Raw genomic sequence first — 24,070 nt, forward strand, 5'->3', positions numbered from 1 at the left:
TAAAAAATTAAGGGGATAAGTACGCCCTTTCGGGCCGCGGGCGAAGCCCTATTGGATAAAATTTTCAACTGAATTTATAATGGGAAAAATTCAAAAAATAAATTGCCCACTTTAACTTGACACAAACCGTCCCCTAATTTCAGTTGATAAACATATTATCAATACTTATAATGAATATAGTGAATATAGTAGGATAGAATCATGTGTAACAAGGGAGAACCATTAATGAAGGATATAAGAAAGTATGATTATAAAAGAATAGATACTTTAGAAATGCAAAAGTTTCTTTCAATATATGATTATCAGAAATTTGCTAAAACAGTAGAAGAACTTGAACAAAAAGGCATAATATCCCCAGTAAAGAGCAGCAAAACAAATGGGAAAAACCCTGCCTTATTTAACAAGTATAATATATTACCTGAGAAAAAAGATTATTCAGAGTATGAAGAAGAGTTAAATTATAAATTAAATTATAAGTTAAGTAAAAAATATTATTTGAAGCATTTAGAACAATATGGAAAAGATAGAGAATATATTATAAAACTAAGCAACTTTTTGAATAATAAAGTTCATTTATTAAAAACAGCTGTGTCAGAAAATGAAAGATCCTTTCAAATTTGGAATAGGGAAAAATATTTAAAATTAGAAGGCGGAAAAAGATTATTAAATAACCTTAACTTTGATATAGAAAATCTAAATATATACCCAACTACAGAACCTTTAGCATATTTCTCAATTCATAAAAATACCCCGCAAAAAATTCTTATTCTAGAAAATAAAGATACCTTTTATACTTTAAGACATCATATGTTAAAAGGAAACAGCACTATACTTGGAGAAGAAATTTCAACTGTTATATATGGCAGGGGTAAGGACATATGGAAAACCTTTAAAGATTTTCAAATATGCGTAGAACCTTATTTATTGTGTAAAGAAAACGAAATTTTATATCTAGGGGATTTAGATTATGAAGGTATAGTCATTTATGACAAGCTGCAGCAGGATTTTAAAGAAGACTTTTACATAAAACCCTTTATAAAAGCTTATTGCTATATGATTGATAAATATATTAAAGAAAATATGGAGCTGCCTTTAAGCAAAGAAGGTCAAAATAAGAATATAGGGCATGTATTTTTAAACAATTTTTCAGAACATTACATTAATAAAATAAAAGATATACTCAAATCAGGAAAATATATTCCTCAGGAAATAATTAATATAAATGACTTAACGAAGGAGTAAGAAAATGAATCTTGACTTTTTAAAAGATTTTCATAAGAGAATGAAAAAAGTTGGAACCTATGCGCTAATCAATTATAACAGCATATATAAAGGAACTTGGAAAAATTATGGCTTTGAAGAAAACTATGAATATATTAATCTTATATTTGCTGTAATGATGTTTATTATGGAGCAGTCTTTAAAAGATGATATATGTACATTAGATGATATAGCAGCCTATATAGATGAAATAAATACTAAGTTTTTTAAAAAGAGTTTAACCTATGAACAGAGCAGAAACTTAGCTGATTTTATAGTTAATACTGTCCTCTGCGATGACGGTAAAGCGATGTATTTTAAAGGTTATAACTTTGGAGAAAAAGAATATGAAGATATACATATATCCTTTATAAACAATAAAATAGTTTATATAAATGATACAGTAAGAAGAACTTCTTATTATTTAACAGAGGATGGATATTCATTGCTTTTAGGTACTTTGGAAGTAGAAAATAATATGAAGCTTACCATACAGGAAATTATATTTAAGCTTCATTTAGATAAGGCGGATTATGATAAAGCTGTAGATGATATAAAGCAGATATTTAACTTATCTAGGATTCAGCTTCAAAAGATTGAAGAAAGCATAAGAAAGATAAAAGAAAATGTACTTAACTTTTCATCAGAGGCCTATGAAAATATACAGGATGAAAATATGGATATAATTAAAGACTATAGAAGGAAGTTTCAAGGATATAAACAATACATAAAAGAAAAAATTCAGGAGTTTTACGATAATGGAATAGATTTAGAAAAGTTAGATAAGGAAGAAAAAAACAATCTGGACAATTTAGGAATAATAAACCAGTATTTATCTAGAGTAATAGGAGAACAGCAAAAAATATTAAACTCTCATTTTGATTTTAAAAAGGCTTATTCCAATGCGCTTACAGGTATGACTGCCATGGCTGCTATTAAAAGAATAAACTTTAATAATGATCTATATGAATATATTTTAAAAGACGTTTCCAAACTGGATGCTTTAGATAAAATACTTAGACCTTTATACTTAGCAAAATTACCTAAGTACTATAACATTAACAAATGTCTCCAATATCAAAAGGTTATAAAAGCTAAAATGGAGGATGCAGAAGAAGAAATATCTTTAGACGAGGAATCCTTTAGAGAAGAAAAAGAAAAAGAACTAAGGGAAAAGCTTTTAAAATATAGAGAACTTTTAGAAACCCTGCTTGAATATTTAATAAATAGCAGTAAAAAATCTATGTCCCTAGGAGAAATAGTTAACATTGTAAATAAGGATGAAAAAATGAAAGCAAAATTTATTCCTTCTGTAGAGATATTTAGAGAAGTTATGATAGAACTTTTAAAATCATCCTATATAGATATAGAAAAAATGAAAAAAGAAAGTGAACATAGTTTAGAAGAGGATGATATTATAGATTTTCAACTTAATAAAATGCTGTTGTCTTTAATTGAAGAAGATAAAAAGTTTTCAAAAATAAAGGCTATAGAAATTAACAAGCTGTTTAATGAAAAACCTGTGAAGATTTATGGAGCAGCTATGGACAAAGGCTATGTAAAAACTGTTACCTGTTCAAATATAAAATTTAAATTGCATTAAAGGAGCTGGAGATATGTATACAGCGGAACAAATAACAAAGTCTACAAGTATATTTTACTACTTATTGGAAAATGGAGAACTAGTAGAAGAACAGCAAAAAGAAATGTATAGAGAATATAGTGAAAATGAAGAGATAATGAATTTAGTAAAATTACAAGGACAGCAGTGCGGATGCAATATACAAAAATATAGTGGAGTAATATATTTAATTCCAAAGGAAGATAATGATTTTTTAGGTTACTCAAAAGGGGCATTAAAAAAAGAGCTTTGTAAATCTACTGCCAATGACAAAGACTATTATCTTTCACAGTTTGTTATAATAACACTTTTAAGTGAAATTTACGGCTCCCAAGGGAAAAGCAGTAAGTCAAGAAGCTTTATAAAATTTGGGGAGCTTTTAAATATAGTTACAAATAAGCTAAAAACAGCTGTAGATAATGAAAATATAGAAAATATAGAAAAGAGCAGTGGAATAGCTTTTTCTAATATATCAGAACGATGGGATGCACTAAAAAGCACGGACAAAGCATCTACAGCTAAGACCTTTAAAGAAGGCTTTGTAATTGCCATATTAAACTTTTTAGAAAATCAAAAGCTAATAAACTTTATAAAAGAAGATGACATGATAATTCCAACTCCAAAGCTGGACAATTTTATGGATTGGAATATACTTAATAAAAATAATTATGAGAGAATACAGGAGGCCTTTTGGGAAATAGAGAATGAGTAAATATAATGCAGTTAGAATAGTAAATTTAAATTACAATAAAAACACCATGAAAATAAATGATGAAACCTTTAATTTCGGAGGAGAAAGCACTTTAATGAGCCTAAGAAATGGTGGGGGAAAATCAGTAATGGTGCAGATGTTAATGGCACCATTTCTAAATGCTAGGTATAGAGATTTAAAAGATAGAAAATTTAGCAGCTATTTTACAGGAAGTACTCCTACATATATACTTACAGAATGGATTTTAGATAACAATTCTTCTTATGTATTGACAGGTATGGGGATAAAAAGAAAAACCACCACCTCCGATGGAGATTCTAAAGATGAATTGGACATCATAACCTTTATTCATGAATACAAAGAAGGCAATGACTATGATATACATAACTTTCCTGTAACTGAAAAGACCTCAAAGGGTTTTAAGGTAAAGAATTTTTCCTATTTAAAAAATAAGATGGAAGAAATAAAGGGAGATAAAAATTATATATTTGATTACTTTGATTTGGGTATAGATGCTCAAAGAAGAAAATATTTTGAAACTTTAAAGCAGTACAATATAAATCATAGAGAATGGGAAAGTATTATAAAGAAAATAAACCTAAAGGAATCAGGCTTATCAGATCTTTTCCAAGAGGCTAAAACAGTTTCAGGATTGGTGGAGAAATGGTTTATTCCAACGGTTTCAGATAAATTAAATGATGGCGAAGATAAAATTAAAAACTTTGGAGAAATAATTCAAAAGTTCATAGTTCAGTATAAAGAAAATGAAAATAAAATGCAGAGAAGAGAAGGCATAGAGCTTTTTAAAAATAAATCTATTGAGATATTAAAAAAAGCAGAGGATTTTAAATCCTCAAAGGAATATAAAGAAAAGGTTAAAAATGAAATTGCTAATTTTTATAATTATCTATGCTGTGAAATTGAAAATTTAATTAGTGAAAAAGAAAATATGGAAAATAGACTGATAAGCCTTAATGAGGAATTTAAGGAAATTGAGTATGAGAGGCTGTCCTTTGAATATCATAAATTAAATGAGGATATAAGGGATATGCAGGAAGAGAAGAGCGGACTTGAGAAGGTTATAGATGAGTTAGATAGTAAAATTAATGATAAAGAAATTCAAATTGCAATTGAAGAATGTGCAAAATCACATAGAGATTATATGGAATATTCAAAGCAGGTGCAAACCTATGAAAATAAATTAGATATTGCTAGAAGTAAGGATTCAGAAAAAGAAAATGAGAGAAAACATATAGGATATACATTAAGAAAACACTATGAATATAAGATACAAGGCCAAAATCAGGAAGCTTTATTAAAAGGAGAAGAAAAAAGAAAAGTTGAAGGAGTTATAAGTGAACTTAATGATAAGTTTGATAGATTGAATAAAGAATGTATAAGAATAGCCCAGGAAAAGGCATCACTTCAAACCAAAGTAGAAGGATATAATGAAGAGGAGTTTAAATTTAATGAAAAATATGCTTTAGCACTAACTCGTGATATAGCTGGTGAATATGATGGAAATATAATTGAGAATTATGAGGAAAATTTTAAAAAAAGGTGTATTAAAAATCATAAGGAATTTGAAGATAAAGTAAAGGAACTGGATAATATAAACAAGGAATTGCCAATAAAGAGAAAAGAAAAGGAAGAAACAAGTATAAAATATGGTGAAATAAAAAATAGTTTGGAAAATAATAAAAAAGAACTGGAAGTATTAGAAAAAGCTGTAGATGATATAAAAAAAGTATTATTGTATTGTAATATTGAGGACAGTAAGGTTTTTGATAAAGAATACATATTGAAGCAGTTAACGAAAAAAATAGAAAGCTTAAATAAAGAAAAGCAGTGTTATATTGAAAATTTACATAGTTTAGAAAAAGAAAAGAAGATGTATGAAACAGGAAGAAATATAAAGCTTCAAGAGGAGTTTGAAGAAATGTTATCTTCATTAGACATACCTATAGTTTTCGGATTGGAATGGATTAAAAAGCAGAATTTATCTATGGATAAGAAAACAAAGCTTATAAATAATAATCCTTTTTTGCCCTATTCTTTAATAATGCAAAACAGTAGTTTAGAAAAACTTAAAAGGGAAGAAACAGAAGTGTTTACATCATTTCCTCTACCTATAATAGAGCAGGAAAAACTTGAGAGCACTCTTCAGGTTCAAGTTGTGAATAATATTTATACTGTGGGAAATATGGATTTCTATATTGCATTTAACAGCAAATTGTTAAATGAAGAGGAATTGAAAGCTTTATTAAAAGATTTAAGTTTGAAAATAGAAGATGTTAATAAAAGCATAGGAATAAAGGAAGAGGAAATAAATGCATACGCTTTAAATAAGTATAAAGTGGCAGAATTTAATGTAAAGAAATCCTATATAGATAATTTAAATAAGAGTATAAAACAGGATGAAAAAAATATTATTTCTATTGAAGATAAGATTAGTTTACTTATAGATAGAATACATAAATTAGAAGAGGATAAAAATCAGGTAGAAAAATCCATAAAACATATAGAATATAATAAGGATAAGTTAGAAAGAGAAAAAGAAGATTTTAATTATTTAATGAAGAAATATAATGAATATAAGGAACAGAAGGATAAGCTTTTATTAAAAGGAGAAGAACTAACTAATATAAATGAAAGAATAGAAGAATTAAATGATAAAGTAAAAAGTGAAAGAAACTTATTGGAAAATGTAAATGAGCAAATGCGTATTTTAAAGGATGGTTTAAATGAAAGTGAAAGACAATGTAAAAAATATATAGGTTTTAGAGATGGAGAAATTATAAAAAAAGATATAGAGGATTTAGAGGGAAGATATGAAGCCATATCCTCAGGGATAGGTGCAGAAGTCAAAGATTTAGAAAATATTTTATCCACAGTAAGGGGAAATTTTAAAAATGTGGAGAGTCAGCTTATAGAAAAAACAAAGGAATATAACTTAAAAGAAAGTGACTACATAAATGTTATTTATGATAATTTAAAGGAAGGTTTATTAAAAAAGGATAAAAAAGAATTACAGGAAGGAAGAGAAAAGAACAAAAAAACTGTACAGGAATTGGAAATTAAAAAAGCAAAAAAAGAAGCTAATTTAGAAATCACTTTAAAAAACATAAAAGAGAATTTCCAAACCGATATACCAAAAGATAAAATTTATATACAAAATTTAGATTTCAAGGGTAGAAAAAATTCCAAGAATAAAGAAATAAATCAATGCAGGGAAAGTATTATAAGATTAGAAGATAATATAGTAATCTTAAAAAGTAACAAGGATAAAATGCATGATTATGCTGAGTTTAAAGTGCAGCAGAATATGGATTTCACACTTCAGCTTAATAATATAGAAGAAATGAGAAAGGAATTAATAGAAAAATATCATATAAGTATTACAAAAGAGGAACAGTCTAATAAAATATTATCAAAAGCTTGCAGTGAATTGTCAGATGAAGTTAGATTTACTTCAGATGAATTCTTTAGAAATACTATTGATATACTTTTAGAGATAAATTCTAATCCAGAAGATGTTATAAAAACTCTAGGAACAGTAAGAGAAGTGCACATGAAAATGCTGCAGCAGCTGGAAACGGACTTGGCAAAAGTGGAAGAAGAAAAGAAAAATATAATGGATATGCTGTATGAGTATATGGAGCAGGTATATGAGAATTTAGGCATGATAGATGATAATTCATCTATAAATATAAATGGAAGATATATAAAGATGTTAAATATAATTCAACCAAAATGGGAAGACAAGAAGGAATACTATAAGCTTAAGATAAAAGATTTTTTAGAAAGTATAATAGAAAGGTGTGTTCAGGAGCTTTCCCAGGGCAAAAATATAGAAGAAACCATTTCGAAGGAAATAACTACAATCAGGCTTTATGATGAAGTGGTGGGCATAAGCGAAATAGATATAAAATTATATAAAATAGAGGCTTCAAAGCAGGTGCAGATAAGTTGGAATGGAGTAGCGGAAAACTCAGGTGGAGAAGGATTTTTATCAGCCTTTGTAATCTTAACAAGTCTTCTTTCCTATATGAGAAAGGAGGAAACTGATATTTTTAGAAATTCTCAAGAGGGAAAGGTATTGATTATGGATAATCCTTTTGCTCAAACCAATGCGGAACATTTACTAAAGCCATTAATGGATATAGCCAAAAAAAATAATACTCAACTTATATGCTTTTCAGGTCTTGGAGGGGATTCTATTTATAATAGATTTGATAATATATATGTGTTAAATTTGATGGATTCAAAATTAAATCAAGGCATGTATTATATGGAAAGTGAACATAAAAAGGGTGAAGAGCTTACCAATGTAGTCTCTTCAAGGTTTAAAATACAAAAGGAAATAGCAGATCAAATTACTCTGTTTTAGAAAGGAAAAATTATGCCAAAACGAATTAAAAGTCGAAAAAGTAAAATTGGTGTTGCACCAGGCAGCCTTATACATGTAGGTGAGCATGTAAATGATGATGTAAAAATTCAGCTTATAAGTTACAATGAAGATATTTTTAATAAAGCTTCATATGAAAATATAGAAAAATGCCTTTCTGCATGTAATAATGATGCTATAAACTGGATAAATGTTGATGGATTACATGAGGTGGAGGTAATTAGTAGTGCAGGGAAAAGGTTTAATATTCATCCTCTTATATTAGAAGATATTTTAAATACAACCCAGCGCCCTAAAATAGATATAGATAATAATTATATATTCATTGTTATTAAAATGCTTTACTACAATAAAGATATAAAAGAAATTGAATCCGAGCAAGTAAGCATTATAATTCTTAAAAACTATATTTTATCCTTTCAAGAATTTCAAGGGGATATTTTTGACGACCTTAGAAGAAGGCTTGAATACAATAAGTCTAATATAAGATCTAAAGGCACGGATTATCTTGCTTATTCTTTAATAGACACTATAGTTGACAGCTATTTTGACATTATAGAGAATATAGGTGATTCAATAGATGAAATTGAAGATATTCTTATGAGTAATCCTAGTAATGAAATACTTAATGATATTTATAAATTTAAAAGAGAATTGATATTTTTAAGAAATTCTGTTTGGCCTCTTAGAGAAGTTCTTGGAAAGCTTGTTAAATCTGAATATGAGTTAATAGATGACAAAACTGTAATGTACTTAAGGGATGTATATGATCATACTATTCAAGTTGTAGATATAATAGAAACCTATAGAGATATTTTATCTGGTATGTTAGATACATATCTGTCTAGCATTAGCAATAAAACAAATGAAGTAATGAAGATACTTACCATATTTTCAACTATTTTCATCCCTCTTTCATTTTTAACAGGTATATATGGTATGAATTTTGATTATATACCTGAACTTAAATTTAAATATGGATACTTGGTTTTCTGGATAATTACTATTTTTTGTATATTAGTTATGCTTAATTATTTTAGAAGGAAAAAATGGCTTTAAATAATATATGGGGATGGTTCATAACCATCCCCATATATTAAATTGCATTTAATTATTGTCAGGAAATATAATATCCTTTAAACTTTCCTCACATAAATTATATTTTAAGCTGTAACCAAAAAGATTATTCTTAAAAGCCCAATCACACATCATATCAAGAACGGGAATAATTTCTTTACCATTGTCTGTAATTGAATATTCAACCTTTGGTGGAATTTCAGCATAGACTTTTCTTTCTATAAGATTATCCTCCTCTAGTTCTCTTAATTGTTTAGTTAATATTTTATGGGTTATATCTGGAATCAAATGTTGAAGCTGACTAAATCTTAAAGTATGAAGTTGTCCTAGATACCATAGTATTATCTTTCATAATCATGCTCCTACCTTAAATAGTTTTAAGGTATCCTTTAAGATACCTTATATCAATAAAGTGCATTCTTGCTTAGATGTTCATATATCATTATACTATATATAGTGATTTGGATAATATTAAATATTACATTAGGGGGTATTTTTATGAATTTTAATTATTATATACCAACAAAAATATTATTTGGGCCAGGAAAGTTAAATGAACTTCAAAAAGAAGTGCTTCCTGGTAAGAAGGCATTAATTGTTACAACAGCAGGTAAGTCCGTTAAAAGATATGGATATTTAAGTCGTGTTGAAAAAATATTAGATAACAAAGGAATTAAGCATGTTCTATTTGATAAAATATTGCCTAATCCAATTAAGGGTCATGTTATGGAAGGTGCAGAACTTGCTAAAAAAGAAAATTGCGATTTTGTTATAGGATTAGGTGGAGGAAGCAGCATTGATTCAGCAAAGAGCATCGCTGTAATGGCTAAAAATAATGGAGATTACTGGGATTATATTTCTGGTGGATCAGGAAAAGGAAAACCTGCTATAAATGGAGTCCTTCCTATTGTTGCAATAACTACTACAGCTGGAACAGGTACAGAAGCCGATCCTTGGACTGTTATAACAAAGGAAGACACTAATGAAAAAATAGGCTTTGGTAATGAACATACATTTCCAATGATATCAGTAGTAGACCCTGAACTTATGATTTCAGTACCAAAGGAACTTACTGCATATCAAGGTTTTGATGCACTTTTCCATGCAACTGAAGGGTTTATTGCCAATATAGCAACACCTATTAGCGATAGTTATGCTCTTAAGAGTATTGAACTTATAGCAAAATATTTACCTATATGCGTAAAGGATGGAAATAATATAGAAGCACGTACAAATGTTGCATTGGCTAACACTCTTTCAGGTTTAGTTGAATCAACATCAAGTTGTACATCTGAGCATTCAATGGAACATGCTCTTAGTGCAAATCATCCTGAATTACCACATGGTGCGGGACTTATAATGCTATCAGAAGCATACTATACATTCTTTGCAGATAAAGTGCCAGATAAATTTATAACAATGGCAAAAACTATGGGAGTTGATGTTGATTCTCTTAAAGAAGAACAGCGCCCAATGGCCTTTGTAAAAGCACTAATTAAGCTGCAAGAGGATTGTGATGTACAGGATTTGAAAATGTCCAGCTATGGAATTAAAGAAGAAGATATTCCAGGATTAGCCCAAAAGGCATATGAGACTATGTCAGGATTATTTGCAATAGACCCTTACAAGCTATCAATGGAAGAAACAATTGATATTATGCATAAGGCATATAAATAATAAATTAAAATTAGTTAAAATTAGTTAAGGTTAGAAATTAGGGGACAGTTAACAACCTTTAAGTTTGGGGACAAGCATTTTAGTTAAAAGTTGTTAACTGTCCCCGTTTTCATCCCCGGTTTTACATTTTTATACTCATTTTACTAGAAAATAAAGTTATGTTTAAATAAAGATTATACAAATATGGTATTGTTTAAATATTATTTATTTGATATAATGTGCTATGAAGAAATTATAAAGAATATAAGGACAGTTAAGGACTTTTTAATATTTACACAAGCATTCTATAAAAAGCTGATGACTGTCCTATAATTTTCCTACTTGGAGGTGAATTATGGATAGAAAGTATATTGTTGGTACCATAATTTTATTAGTGTGCATTTTTATAGGTATCTTTATACATAAAAATTATAATGTGGATATCAATTCAGGAGAAATAGCTATAAGTAAAAAAAGTAATTATGATGCATCAAAGGAAATTAAGCAGGCATTAAATTCCTTTGATAGCAGTAAGAAGGCAGATATTATAACAAATGTTAATACATCATCAAATGTAGTAGCATTATCATTTGAAGGACTTTGTAATAAAGACACTATGGATAAAATAATACATATGTTAGATGAATACGGAATTAAGGCAACATTTTTTATTCCTGGAATTAAAGCAGCAGAGGATCCTAGCATAGTAAAAGTCATACAAAAAAGTGGACAAGATATAGGAAATGGTACCCTCTCTGGAATTAAAAATATGGAGAAGCTGTCTAAAGAACAATTGGTTACTGATTTTTGCAGAACTAATAAGATTTTAAAATCTATTACTGGAAAAGATACTGTTTTACTAAAGTGTAATTCCACAGTTTATAATGATAATATTTTAACAGCAGCCTATGCATCAGGGAATAAATATGCTGTCAATAGCAATCATTATTTAAGTTATCAAAGTTTTAAAAATTATGACCAAGCATATGGATATATAAATAACTTAGAAAAAGGAGCAATAATCTCCATAAAATTAGAAGGTGTCCTTGACAGCTTTGAATATGGAGAAAAAACAGTAGAAGAGAAACCTGCAATAGATAAACAGGCTGGTATAAAAGAAGGAAAGAGTAAAGAAGAGGAACAAGTTACTATTATACAAACAGTAGAATGGCTTTTAAAATCAATACAGGAACAAAATAAGACAGTTGTTAAAGTAGCTGAGTTGCCCAATATTATAGAACACAATGAATTACAAAACAATAAAAATATATTAAATAAAGTATACAACCAAAACAATAAATCAAAAAATAATAAAATACAAAATAATAAAATACGAAATAATAAAGTACAAAATAATAAATCAAAAAATAATGAAGTGAAAAATAATGTGGATTCAATAAATTTCAAAGAATTAGTAAGGAAAAATAATAAAAAACTTGCACCTGTTGTTTCAGAATTTTATACTACCCAAAGAGCTTTGTCATATACATTTAGAGGCATAAGCAATGAGGCTAGTTTAGATAATATATTGAAAATGATGGACAAACTTAATGCTAAGGGAACATTCTTTGTAATAAAAGAAGAAATATTAAAATATCCAGATAGAATAAATAAAATCTTAAGTAAGGGTCATGAAATTGGAAATGGCGGTATAACAACTAATTCCAATTTATTAAATAAATCCACAGAGGAAATTTGTAAGGAAATATATGAAGTGGATAAATTGTTAAAAGAAAAAGGAATAAATACCAATGCATATATGGCTGGATATGGGTATATAGATCCTCAAATTCAGGAAGCCTTATCAGCAATAACTAATATTCCTTCCCTTAAAAATTATGAGTTATTTACCTACTCAAAGGCACCCATTGTTAACAAATATAAAGACATGAGTGCTGAAGAAATATTGCGCAGCTATTTCAATATAAATTCCTATGTATCACTTCGAAAGGGAGAAATAGTTTACTTTAGATTAGATTCTAATTTATTTAAAAATGATGAGCTTATTGCCAATATAATTGAGCTGTTAACTAAAAACTATGTTCAAAATGGTTATGTGAGCAAGTATAATGAAAAGTCACAATCCTATGATTTAGCTCAAAAACCATTAGGCTATTCAGTAGTAACATTAGGTAATTTGCAAAAAACTATTGAGACATCATCACAGTTCGGCAGATACAATATTATGAGCAATCCAATTCCTATGAAGGAAAGAACCGATGAAGAAGCAGCAAAGATGATAAAAACTAATTATATAGGAAATGAGTATATAGATTTAAGTGACTTTAGCGAAGAGGAAAAGTTATCTATTGATAAAAGTGGAACTATTGATACAAATAGTGAAAATGTTATATTCTTTACATTTGATGACTGGGGAGGAGATCCTGTAATAAATGAAATACTAGATGTATTAAACAAACATAAGGTAAAGGCAACCTTCTTTGTAATATCAAAATATGCAGATATTAATAGTAATATATCAAATGCTAATCCAAACCTGCTTAGAACCATTGCTTTAAATGGTCATGATATTGGAAGTCATAATTATAACCATGAGCTTTTGGACACTAGTAAGAAAGAACTTGAGGTTTCTTTAGCTAAATCTTATGACGTTATGGAAAGTGTAATAGGGGATCTAGATTCGCTTAGACCATATTTTAGACCACCTACCTTGCTTTTAAGAAAAGAAGGGCTAGAGGCTGTATATGAAAGCGGCTATAAATATACTATTAATGGAAATATTACAACTCATGACTATGAAAGGCCCTCTGCACAGGATATCGTAAATTATATAGAACGAGGATTGGTTAAAGGCAGGGGAAATGTAGTAGTAATGCATATGAATGATCAGGCTTATTATACTGCAGAAGCTTTAGACATATTTTTGACTAACAATGAAAAAGGCTTGTATGGGGAAAAATATAAAATTGCAAAGTTAAGTGACTATTTAGAAAAATAATGTTATATGTTGAAATAGGAGTTTAAAAATGAATTTTAAATATAAAAAATTAAAAAAGAATAAAGGTAAAACTAAAGATATTCTTTTAAATCCCCGTAAAGATAGGAGACTGCTGGCAAATGTTCCTGATAAAGAAGCTATAAGAGATAGTGTTGATCGTAGAGGGAAAAAGGTATTAGAGGATTATAACGATGATCACAATGCATTTATAAAAAGTAAAAAAGCTGGAATAAGATATATAATGGAAACTGATATTAAAGTAATGTGTAAAAATCAAAAAAGCAATAGCACATTTACAGTTAAATCTATAGATGTTTCTACTACGGGAATTTTATTAGAATTAAAAGATAAAGAACAATTAAATATAATTTCCAATGCTAACAGTATTAAATTAGAATTTAAAGTATTACCAGGTTCTATGCCAGAAGGATATGAAATGAATGTTAAAATTAACGGGAAAAAGGTTAGGGATTCTGTTACATCAGAGGGAAAAGTACTATGTGGTATAGAATTTATGGAAACATTGTCGGAGTATTCTAATAGAAAAAAGGATAGATATATATTAGCTGCATCTAGTTTATTACTATTATTTATAAGTATATTCATTATGTTAATGCGTGCAGAAAGTATCATATATTTTAAATTTAATAAGTGGATATATCTATATAGCATTATTGCAGCTGTATTTTTATTAAGCAGATATTTATTTGGAGGGTTATACAAGCCTATGCCAATAGATGTTAATTATACACCAGGTGTAACAATTATTATTCCTTGTTTTAATGAAGCTAAATGGATAGAAAGAACAATTTTAAGCTGCATCAACCAAGATTACCCTATTGATAATCTAGAAGTTATAGTTGTAGATGATTGCTCTAATGATAATTCTGTGGAAAAAATTAAGGAAACCATAGATAAACTAAATAATGAAGCAGAAAGATTTGATGCTCCAAGTAGGGTGAAGTATTTTGTCCAAGAAAGAAATTCAGGAAAGAGAGAGGCTCTTTGTAAAGGAGTTTTAAATGCAAAGCATGATTTAGTTGTATTTGTTGATTCAGACAGCTTCTTAGATCCTTTTGCCATAAGGAATCTAGTGCAGCCTTTTAAAGATCCTAAAATGGGTGGAGTATCAGGCAGAACAGATGTTGCTAATACCTATACAAATACTTTAACTAAAATGCAGTCTGTTAGATATTATATTGCTTTTAGAATTATGAAAGCAGCAGAAGCTTATTTTGATTCGGTTACATGTTTATCAGGACCTTTATCCTGCTATAGAAAACAAATAGTTATGGATAATATGAATGAATGGATAAATCAAAGATTTTTGGGTCAAAAGGCAACGATAGAGCCATGACTAATTTTGTATTGAAAGGACATAGAACTAGTTATCAAGATACGGCAATTTGCTCTACTATTGTACCTAATAAGTACAAGGTGTTTCTTAAACAGCAAATGAGATGGAAGCGATCATGGTTAAGGGAATCAATTATTGCAGGAAAGTTTATGTGGAAAAAGGAACCTTTTATGACTCTTTTCTTTTATATAGGAGTAATTGTTCCTATTGCTGCACCTATAGTATTTACTTATAACCTAATTTATGTACCAATTGTACACAATATATTTCCAACCACATTTCTTGTTGGATTATTAATGATGTCATTAATGATGAGTTTTGCTCAAATGTTCTATAGAAAAAGTACAACCTGGATTTTTGGAATGTTATTTTGTATTTTTTATGAAGCTGTATTACTTTGGCAAATGCCTATAGCATGGGTAACCTTTTGGAAATCAACCTGGGGTACAAGAATGACCCCAAGTGATATAGAAGCTGAAAGAAAAAAACAGCAAAGGAAACAGTCTAGAATATTAAGAAAAAAGGGGGAAAATGTATATGAAAAATAAAAGTTTTTCCCCGAAAAGAAAAGATAGAGTTAAGATAATAAGAGGTACAGTTCAAGGAATAATTTTATTTGTGATATTATTAGTTATTATAAAAGCTTTATTTACCTTTTCAGTATATGAGCCCTATAGCTCAAATAGTATTTCTAAAGATGGAAAAGGCGGATTTATTGCGGTATCATATTTTGGAGTAGATAGGACAGGAAATGATACACTGATAAGTACTGAAGCATTAGAAAAACAAATAAAAGCATTAAAGGATAATGGATACGTAACAATAACACAGCAAGATATATTGGATTACTATAATAAAGGAAAGGCTTTACCAGAGAAATCCTTATTCTTATTGTTTGAGGATGGAAGAAGAGATACAGCAACATTTTCTCAAAAAGTTCTAGAAAAATATAACTATAAGGCCACAATTCTAACCTATGCAGATAAATTTGCAAAGAAAGACACAAAGTTTTTAATGCCTAAAGATTTGTTAAAATTAAAAGATAGCTCTTACTGGGAGTTGGGAACCAATGGATATAGATTAGAGTATATAAATGTTTTTGACAAAGACTCAAATTACTTAGGAAATTTAAATTCTGTCCAGTTCTCAAAGGCATCCTCTAAAATTGATAGAAAATACAATCATTATTTAATGGATTACATTAGAGATGAACATGGTATTCCTATGGAAACTTATGAAGAAATGAAACAGCGTATCAATAAGGATTATGAAAGCTTATCAAATATATATAAAAAAGATATAGGATATTTACCATCTTTATATGCACTTATGCATTCAAATACAGGACAGTTTGGTACAAATGATAAAGCTAGCGAAGTGAATGGCAAAGACATTAAAAAGTTATTTAGTATGAATTTTAACAGAGAGGGAGATTCATTGAATTTATCTAATAGCTCTATTTATGATTTAACTAGAGTTCAGCCACAGGCCTATTGGAGTACTAATCATTTATTAATGAGAATTTGGGATGATACTAAAAGAAATACTGAATTTGTTGTAGGAGATGAAGAAAAGGCCAGCAAGTTCAAAGAAATAAAAGGACAAGCAGAGTTTGTAGATGATAAAATTATAGTAACATCATTGCCGAAGGAAACAGGGCTTATTAAGCTATTAAATAGTGAAAATTATAAGGATATTAAAATATCGACAACATTAAAGGGCAATGTTATAGGTTCTCAGTCCATATATTTAAGATCCAATGAAGATTTAAGCAGCAGCATATGTGTTCAACTTATTAATAATGTAGTCAATGTTATTGAAAGTTCAAATGGGAATAAAAAAATTCTATATTCTTTAGATTTAAATCATAAGAATAAACAAATTGATGTAAAAGAACCTGGAAATAAAAAAATTGATATAACATTGGCTGATGAAAAGCTTACTTTGGCTATTGATGGAAAGAACATAGTGGAAGACTTAAAGGTAAGCAATAAAAATGAAGGAAGTGTTTATCTACAGTGCACATGGGGAGAATATGGATATAGCCAAAAAAATATTGCAGATGATGTATACGACGGAATATTTGAAGGCTTTAAAGTCACTAATATAAATAATGAAGTTTTATATGATTCTTCATTAAAAGGAATGGAAGCTTTAACTTACAACATTAAAAGTTCCTTTAACAAAATTGTGAATTGGTTTATTGAAAATTTATAGTTTAAGAGGTAGTAAATGAGCAATAATGTGAGAAAAAACTTGATTTTTACTGGATTAATAATATTAATTTTATTAATGGCATCAGTTATATATATAAATGCTTCTTCAAAAAGGAATAATTTTAAGAATAAAGATAATAATGCAGCATTGAATAAAGACAAAAAAATATTTAAAGAAAGTACAAATAATTTATCAGCTTGGGCTGTATATTGGGATCTAAATTCTGATAAAGAAATTAAAATTTTAAATAAGCAATTGAAAAACATTTGTTATTTTGCAGCCAATTTTAATTCTAATAATGAATTGGTGATGCCAGAAAAATTAATTAACTATTATAATGAAACAAAAAGCTATGACTACAACAAATATATAACTATTGTCAATGATAAGATAAATAGTGATGGAACTTCTTTATTAAAAGATACAAATTTGTTAAAGCCTTTATTAAGCAATCTAGATTCAAGAAGCAGGCACATTGAAGATATTATAAATCTAGCAGTTAAGTATGACTTTGATGGTATAGAAATTGATTATGAACAAATAAAAAATGATATGGAATTATGGAATGATTATACACTATTTATAGATGAACTATACCAAAAAACTGAAAAAAAAGGTCTAAAGCTAAGGGTTTTATTAGAACCTAACATACCTCTTGATAAATTAAGTTTTCATGAAGGACCAACATATGTAATGATGTGCTACAATCTGCATGGAGGTTTTGGTGAACCAGGAGAAAAAGCAAATCCTAAATTTATTAAGAAATTAATAGAAAAAATGAGCAAAATTCCAGGAAAGAAGGAATTTGCAATTGCAACTGGAGGATTTAACTGGGCATCTAATGGAAAAACTACTGCACTTTCAGAGGCTGAAGCCAATAGTATATTAAAAGAATATAGAGCCAAAGTACAACGAGATGGTGAAAGCCAGTGCCTGTTTTTCAATTATAAAGATGAAGATAATATAGAACATCAGGTATGGTATGCGGATAAAGCTACATTAGAGTCTTGGATGAAGGTTATAACAGAAAAAGGATATGATATTAGCATTTGGAGACTAGGCGGCAATTTGTTTGAATAAGATGATTAGCATTTAGGGGACAGTTAACAACTTTTAGGCTTGTGGACAAGCATTTTAGTTAAAAGTTGTTAACCGTCCCCATTTTTATCATTTACTGTACTCTATCTGCCATCAAATGTCTTTTGAAATTGTCCATACCCCATTGACAAGTGTATATATGACGTAGTACACTATACTCAGATTCATGTTAATATACGTTGATGCATTTATAGTTTATTTAATTGATGTATTTATATACTATTCGCGGGAGGAAAGGTTTATGAAAAATCTAATAAACAAGTGGAATGAAATTAGCTTAGTAAAAAGAATAATTATAGGTTTAGTTATTGGTATTACCTTAGCTGTGACAATTCCTAAAGCAGCAAAACCAATTGTGATTTTTGGCTCTTTATTTGTAGGTGCTTTAAAAGCTATTGCGCCTATATTGGTATTTTTTTTAGTAATGTCGGCCATAGCTCAGCATGAGGCTGGTCATAAAACAAATATGAAATCCATTATTGGACTTTATCTATTAGGAACATTTCTAGCTGGACTTTTTGCGGTTGTAGCAAGCTTTATGTTCCCAGTAAAATTAACACTTGCAGCAGGTGCTGAAAATGTAACAGCTCCTGGTGGTATTACAGAAGTTTTAAAAGCATTATTAATGAATATTGTGGATAACCCTGTAAAAGCACTTTATAATGCTAACTATATAGGTATATTATCTTGGGCAATACTTTTTGGATTTGCTTTAAGAGGTGCTCCAGATACTACGAAAACTATGATTTCTAATTTTTCAGATGCAGTATCCCAAATAGTTAAATGGGTTATAAACTTTGCACCATTTGGAATTATGGGTCTTGTGTTTGATTCTATTGCTACAAATGGAATTAAATCATTACTTAGTTATGGACAACTACTTATGTTACTAGTTGGCTGTATGATTTTCGTAGCACTTGTTATCAATCCAACAATTGTGTTCGCATATATTCATAAAAATCCATACCCACTTGTATTTAAGTGTTTAAAGGAAAGTGGAATTACAGCATTCTTTACACGTAGCTCAGCTGCAAATATTCCTGTAAATATGAGTTTATGTGAAAGATTAGGCTTAGATAAAGATACTTATTCAATATCTATTCCATTAGGGGCTACCATTAATATGGCTGGTGCGGCTGTTACAATTGCAGTTTTAACTCTTGCAGCGGTTAACACACTTGGTATTCATGTAGATATTGCTACTGCAATAATTTTAAGTGTACTTTCAGCTGTATGTGCTTGCGGTGCTTCAGGAGTTGCTGGAGGTTCATTGTTATTGATTCCCCTAGCTTGCAGTTTATTCGGAATTCCAAATGATATTGCAATGAAGGTAGTTGGTGTAGGCTTTATAGTAGGGGTTTTACAAGATTCTTGCGAAACAGCACTTAACTCATCCACAGATGTACTCTTTACAGCAACTGCTGAACTTGCAGAGAGACGTAAAAAAGGAAAAGAAATAGTTCTTGGTGAAATGGGAATGTAATTAATCAAATTAAGATTGAAGGATTAAAGAGGATTAAAGGGACAGTTAACAACTTTTAAGCTTAGGGATAAGCATTTTAAAGTAGAGTTGTTAACTGTCCCTTTATTTTTAAAATGGGCTAAAGATTAATATAAGACATTCGATATATTTACTATATATGACGAAATTTTACAAGAAAGTCGTAAAGAGTCGTGAATTTTGGAGGTTGTAGAATGAATAATATCAAAATAAAAAATAAGTTGCAGATACTTGTAGCTATTTTACTATCTTTTGTATTAATTATGGGAGTTTTTGCTTACGTTGAATTAAATAAGGCTAATAAAATAGTGTCTTCTATGTATAAAAATTATCTTCTTGCAGTGGAATATCTAAATGATAATAGAAATCAGGCAAGGGCCGTTGAAGCGGATACCTATTATATTATAATTAATGCAGGTAATAAAAATAAACAGAACGAAAAAATGAAGGATATTGGACAAAGAAAGCTAAAGTTTAATGATAATTTTAATAAATATAAGAATATTGATATGGATAATCATGAAAAAGATTCAATACAGGTTATGGAAGGTAATTTGCAAAAATATAAGGATGGAAGAGATGAAATTCTTAAGCTTGCTTTAGATGGAAAGGAAAAAGAAGCTTTAGCAAAGTTGAATACTACTGAAAATGTAGCTAATGAATTCCATAAAAATTTAAGAGATTTAGCAGAATATAATGTTAAACAGGCTAATGAAATTAGTAATCAGAATGATATGGAATATAAAAATGCTAAAACTTTAAATTTAGCTATAATAGTTATCTCAATGATATTAGGTTATATTATATCCTTAAGAATTACAAAAAATATAGCGGATCCTTTGAAATCTGCTGTAGATTATTTAGGTGTAATTGCTTCAGGTGATTTTACAATGGAGGTACCTGATAAATTTAAAAAGAGAGAAGACGAAATAGGGCAAATTGCAAAAGCTGTTGACAAGATACAAAAACGCTTAAAAGGTCTAATCGGAAATATTATAAATGAATCAGATAAAATAAATAATGTAGTATATGATGTAGAGAAGGACGTAAAAGAATTAAATGGGAATATAGGAAAGCTATCATCTACTACAGAAGAGTTATCAGCAGGTATGGAAGAAACATCAGCATCAGCAGAAGAAATGTCAGCTACATCACAGGAGATAGAAAAGGCAGTGCATGCTATAGCTGAAAAATCACAGGATGGGGCAGTTGAGGCCGATAAAATAAACAGTAGAGCAAAAAAAACTAAAGGAAATGTACAAGCTTCTCAAAAGAAAACTTATGACATATTTGAAAGTACAAAAGGGCAGCTTGAAAAAGCATTAGAGGAATCAAAAGTAGTAGAACAAATAAATGTACTATCAGATGCCATTATGCAAATAACAGAACAGACAAACCTTTTAGCTTTAAATGCAGCAATAGAAGCTGCAAGAGCAGGAGAATCAGGAAGGGGATTTTCAGTTGTAGCAGATGAAATAAGAAAACTTGCGGAACAATCAAAGGATACAGTAAATGAAATACAAAATATTACAAGTAAAGTAATAGAGTCAGTTAAGAATCTTTCTTATAATTCAAATAACCTATTAACTTTTGTGTCACAAGATGTAATTAATGACTATAAACAAATGGCAGCAGTAGCAGAAAAGTACAGTGATGATGGCAAGATTATAGATGAGATTGTAACAGAATTTAGCTCAACTTCAGAGGAACTTTTAGCGTCAATTAGTGACATACTAAAGACAATAGATGGGGTTGCACAGGCAGCCAGTGAAGGAGCAGGAGAAACTACAGATATTGCAAGCAAAGGATCAGAGATTAGTAATAAATCCAATGGTGTAATGGACAAAGTTGTAAAAGCAAAAGAAAGTGCAGATAAATTAAAGAATGAGATCTCTATATTTAAAATTTAAATATTAATAGTAAAAAAGTGCCATGGAGACCTGCCTCCATAGCAAAATAATGTTTTAAAATTAGATAAACAGAGTTCTTGGCTTTAGAGGAAATTTTTACTCCCTCTAAAGCTTTTAAGAACCCTGTTTATTTGCATTGAAAAACTTATTTGTTACGTTATAACTTGACAACCAATATATTATGAATTATAATTCATAATATATTGGTTGCCAAGTTTAAGAGAGAGGTGGTGTAATATGCCAAAGGTAATAAATGATATTGAAAAAAATATATTCAATGTAGCCATGGAGTTGTTCGGTAATTTGGGATACGACAACGTTGAGATGAAAATGATAGCTAATAAAGCGGGTATAGCAGTTGGTACACTTTACAATTACTATCCAAATAAAATGCAGCTTTATTTGAGCGTATTGGAGAATAGCTGGGATGATACACTGAAGAAAATTGATGAGAATAGCAAATTACACATATCACCAGAGTTAAAAATTAGGAAATACTTAGAGATATTATATAAAGATATTGAAGATAGAAAGGGGCTTGGCAGCGAACTGGCAAAAGAAAAAAATATATATATAAATAAAGAAACTAAAAGTATGTCATTTAGAGATGCCTTAGTGCTTAAATTTATAGAACAAATAAATTTAATAGGAGAAGGGACCAGTTGTGATATATCAGAAGAGAACAAAATAAAACTTATTGAAATTTTTATTATATCAATTCCATTTATGATTAAATCATATCCGCAGAAAAGGGAAGATAATATAGACTTCCTCGCTGAGGTTATATACAAATTTATAAAATAATAACAATGATAGGAGTGGTGATTACAATGGCTGAACAAGGAGATTTAACAGAGGAAAAAACACGTTTCATAGGAGAAGGAGATATTAAAAAAGTATTGATTCACCTTTCAATACCGGCGATTGTTGCCATGTTGATTAGTGCAATTTATAACCTAACAGATACTGCATTTATTGGAATGCTTCATGATACTTCTGCAATTGGTGCAGTATCTGTAGCTTTTCCAATTTTCTTAGTTATCGCTGCACTAGGGCAAGGTATTGGAGTAGGTTCTGCTTCATATATTTCTAGATGTCTTGGTTCGAAAAAAAATGAGACAGCAAATAAAACAGCTTCTACGGCAGTGACATTATCCATAATTATTGGAGTTTTATGTGCAGTTTTTGGACTTATATTTATGGAGGATATTTTGGCACTTGTTGGGGCATCACCAACAATAATGCCTTATGCAAAAGACTATAGCAGACCATTAATATTCTGTGCTGTATTCAATATAATTAATATGACTTTAAATAATATAATCCGTGCAGAGGGGGGTGCTAGATACAGCATGGTAGCTATAACCATAGGTGCTGTATTGAACATTATACTTGATCCAATTTTTATATTTCCACTTGGCATGGGTGTAAGAGGCGCAGCAATTGCAACAGTTATCGGGCAGGCATTTTCTACAGTATATTTGGTATTATATTTCACACAAGGTAAAAGTGCTTTAGAAATACATTTAAAAGATTTTAGTCTTTCAAAAGATATATATGAACAGATTGTAAAAATAGGTGTTCCAGCATTTTTGATGCAGTTTTTAGCAAGTTTTTCAATAAGCCTATTAAATAATGCAGCTGTTGCATATGGCGATGCGGCTGTAGCTGCTACTGGTATAACGATAAAATTGAATACTTTGCTTCTATATGTATTGATAGGATACGGACAGGGCTTTCAGCCTGTGGTAGGGTATAATTATGGTGCTAAGAAATATGACAGGGTAAGAGAGGCAATAAAAATATCCCTCATATGGACAACTGCCTTTTCTATTATTTCAACAGTGGCCTTTAGTCTATGTGCTGAACCTTTGACCAGGGCATTCAGTAAGGATCCAGAAGTTATAAAGGTCGGTGCTGATTTTATTATAGCAGTAGGCGTTTTAAGACCACTCTTAGGTTTCCAGATAGTATATCTAACATTATTTCAGGCACTTGGAAAAAGCAAGCAGGCCACAACTTTGGCAATAGGAAGACAAGGATTATTTCTTATAGCTGCTATAATGACTTTGCCAACATTTTTCCAAAACCATATAGATTCATTGGGCATATTTACAAAAATCCTACCATATAAGCTTGAGCCAGGGTTATATGGTGTTATTTACTCACAGTTTGCAGCAGATGCTTTAGGAGTAATTCTTACATTAATTTTTGCTTCACGTTTGAAAAAGGAGCTTGCACAAAAAAAGCTTGCACAACAAGCCATAGCTAAATAGGGTTTTGAAAAATTAAAG

Annotated in this window: 16 protein-coding genes; 15 read left to right on the forward strand and 1 reads right to left on the reverse strand. The window is 29.4% G+C overall.

The genetic code is table 11. The features are described 5' to 3' along the window. The first annotated feature begins 225 nt into the window (after nt 1-225). Genes CLLI_RS03585 through corA form a run of 5 tightly spaced genes read left to right on the forward strand, consistent with a single transcriptional unit; the run spans nt 226 to nt 9,060 of the window. Entirely contained in the window at nt 226-1,242 is a 1,017-nt protein-coding gene (locus tag CLLI_RS03585) for a Wadjet anti-phage system protein JetD domain-containing protein (protein WP_106062878.1), read from the forward strand. 4 nt (nt 1,243-1,246) lie between these two features. After that, the gene (locus CLLI_RS03590) at nt 1,247-2,863 is read left to right on the forward strand and encodes a hypothetical protein (protein ID WP_106062879.1); all 1,617 of its coding nucleotides are present in this window, start codon (nt 1,247-1,249) and stop codon (nt 2,861-2,863) included. A gap of 13 nt (nt 2,864-2,876) precedes the next feature. Beyond that, nucleotides 2,877-3,593 carry a DUF6063 family protein gene (locus CLLI_RS03595; protein WP_106062880.1) on the forward strand — a complete coding sequence of 239 codons (717 nt, stop codon included), beginning with the start codon at nt 2,877-2,879 and terminating at the stop codon, nt 3,591-3,593. Beyond that, nucleotides 3,586-7,983 (forward strand): coiled-coil domain-containing protein, encoded by a 4,398-nt coding sequence (locus tag CLLI_RS03600; RefSeq protein WP_106062881.1) that lies wholly within the window; start codon nt 3,586-3,588, stop codon nt 7,981-7,983. Before CLLI_RS03595 ends, CLLI_RS03600 begins: the two co-directional genes overlap by 8 nt. Nucleotides 7,984-7,995: 12 nt before the next feature. Further along, the gene (corA, locus tag CLLI_RS03605) at nt 7,996-9,060 is read left to right on the forward strand and encodes a magnesium/cobalt transporter CorA (protein WP_106062882.1); all 1,065 of its coding nucleotides are present in this window, start codon (nt 7,996-7,998) and stop codon (nt 9,058-9,060) included. A gap of 48 nt (nt 9,061-9,108) precedes the next feature. On the opposite strand, the gene CLLI_RS03610 is transcribed toward corA, so the two are convergent. Further along, on the reverse strand, nt 9,109-9,423 hold the full coding sequence (locus CLLI_RS03610; RefSeq protein WP_106062883.1) for a winged helix-turn-helix transcriptional regulator: 315 nt from the start codon (nt 9,421-9,423) through the stop codon (nt 9,109-9,111). Nucleotides 9,424-9,576: 153 nt separating this feature from the next. Between CLLI_RS03610 and CLLI_RS03615 the strand changes: the two genes are divergently transcribed. From CLLI_RS03615 to CLLI_RS03655, 10 genes are all read left to right on the forward strand, one after another. Further along, nucleotides 9,577-10,755 carry an iron-containing alcohol dehydrogenase gene (locus tag CLLI_RS03615; RefSeq protein WP_106062884.1) on the forward strand — a complete coding sequence of 393 codons (1,179 nt, stop codon included), beginning with the start codon at nt 9,577-9,579 and terminating at the stop codon, nt 10,753-10,755. Nucleotides 10,756-11,089: 334 nt separating this feature from the next. Continuing rightward, on the forward strand, nt 11,090-13,693 hold the full coding sequence (locus tag CLLI_RS03620) for a polysaccharide deacetylase family protein (RefSeq protein WP_106062885.1): 2,604 nt from the start codon (nt 11,090-11,092) through the stop codon (nt 13,691-13,693). A gap of 28 nt (nt 13,694-13,721) precedes the next feature. Next, nucleotides 13,722-15,050, forward strand: coding sequence for a glycosyltransferase family 2 protein (locus CLLI_RS03625; RefSeq protein ID WP_242975518.1), 1,329 nt, complete (start codon nt 13,722-13,724; stop codon nt 15,048-15,050). Further along, nucleotides 15,002-15,598 (forward strand): glycosyltransferase family 2 protein, encoded by a 597-nt coding sequence (locus tag CLLI_RS14815; protein WP_242975519.1) that lies wholly within the window; start codon nt 15,002-15,004, stop codon nt 15,596-15,598. The genes CLLI_RS03625 and CLLI_RS14815 overlap by 49 nt, the downstream gene beginning before the upstream one ends. Then, nucleotides 15,588-17,267, forward strand: coding sequence for a polysaccharide deacetylase family protein (locus tag CLLI_RS03630; protein ID WP_106062886.1), 1,680 nt, complete (start codon nt 15,588-15,590; stop codon nt 17,265-17,267). The genes CLLI_RS14815 and CLLI_RS03630 overlap by 11 nt, the downstream gene beginning before the upstream one ends. A 15-nt stretch (nt 17,268-17,282) precedes the next feature. Further along, a complete protein-coding gene (locus tag CLLI_RS03635) occupies nt 17,283-18,347 on the forward strand; it encodes a glycosyl hydrolase family 18 protein (protein ID WP_106062887.1) in 1,065 nt (354 codons plus the stop codon). 259 nt (nt 18,348-18,606) lie between these two features. Further along, nucleotides 18,607-19,848 carry a serine/threonine transporter SstT gene (sstT, locus tag CLLI_RS03640; protein ID WP_106062888.1) on the forward strand — a complete coding sequence of 414 codons (1,242 nt, stop codon included), beginning with the start codon at nt 18,607-18,609 and terminating at the stop codon, nt 19,846-19,848. Nucleotides 19,849-20,060: 212 nt separating this feature from the next. After that, nucleotides 20,061-21,776 carry a methyl-accepting chemotaxis protein gene (locus CLLI_RS03645; protein WP_106062889.1) on the forward strand — a complete coding sequence of 572 codons (1,716 nt, stop codon included), beginning with the start codon at nt 20,061-20,063 and terminating at the stop codon, nt 21,774-21,776. A gap of 237 nt (nt 21,777-22,013) precedes the next feature. After that, complete coding sequence (locus CLLI_RS03650; RefSeq protein ID WP_106062890.1) at nt 22,014-22,580, forward strand: TetR/AcrR family transcriptional regulator; 567 nt, start codon at nt 22,014-22,016, stop codon at nt 22,578-22,580. A 26-nt stretch (nt 22,581-22,606) separates the two neighbouring features. Further along, nucleotides 22,607-24,052: an MATE family efflux transporter gene (locus CLLI_RS03655; protein ID WP_106062891.1), complete on the forward strand. Its 1,446-nt coding sequence runs from the start codon at nt 22,607-22,609 to the stop codon at nt 24,050-24,052. The last annotated feature ends 18 nt before the right edge of the window (nt 24,053-24,070 follow it).

The sequence above is a fragment of the Clostridium liquoris genome, from assembly GCF_002995785.1.
Lineage (GTDB): Bacteria > Bacillota > Clostridia > Clostridiales > Clostridiaceae > Clostridium_AO > Clostridium_AO liquoris.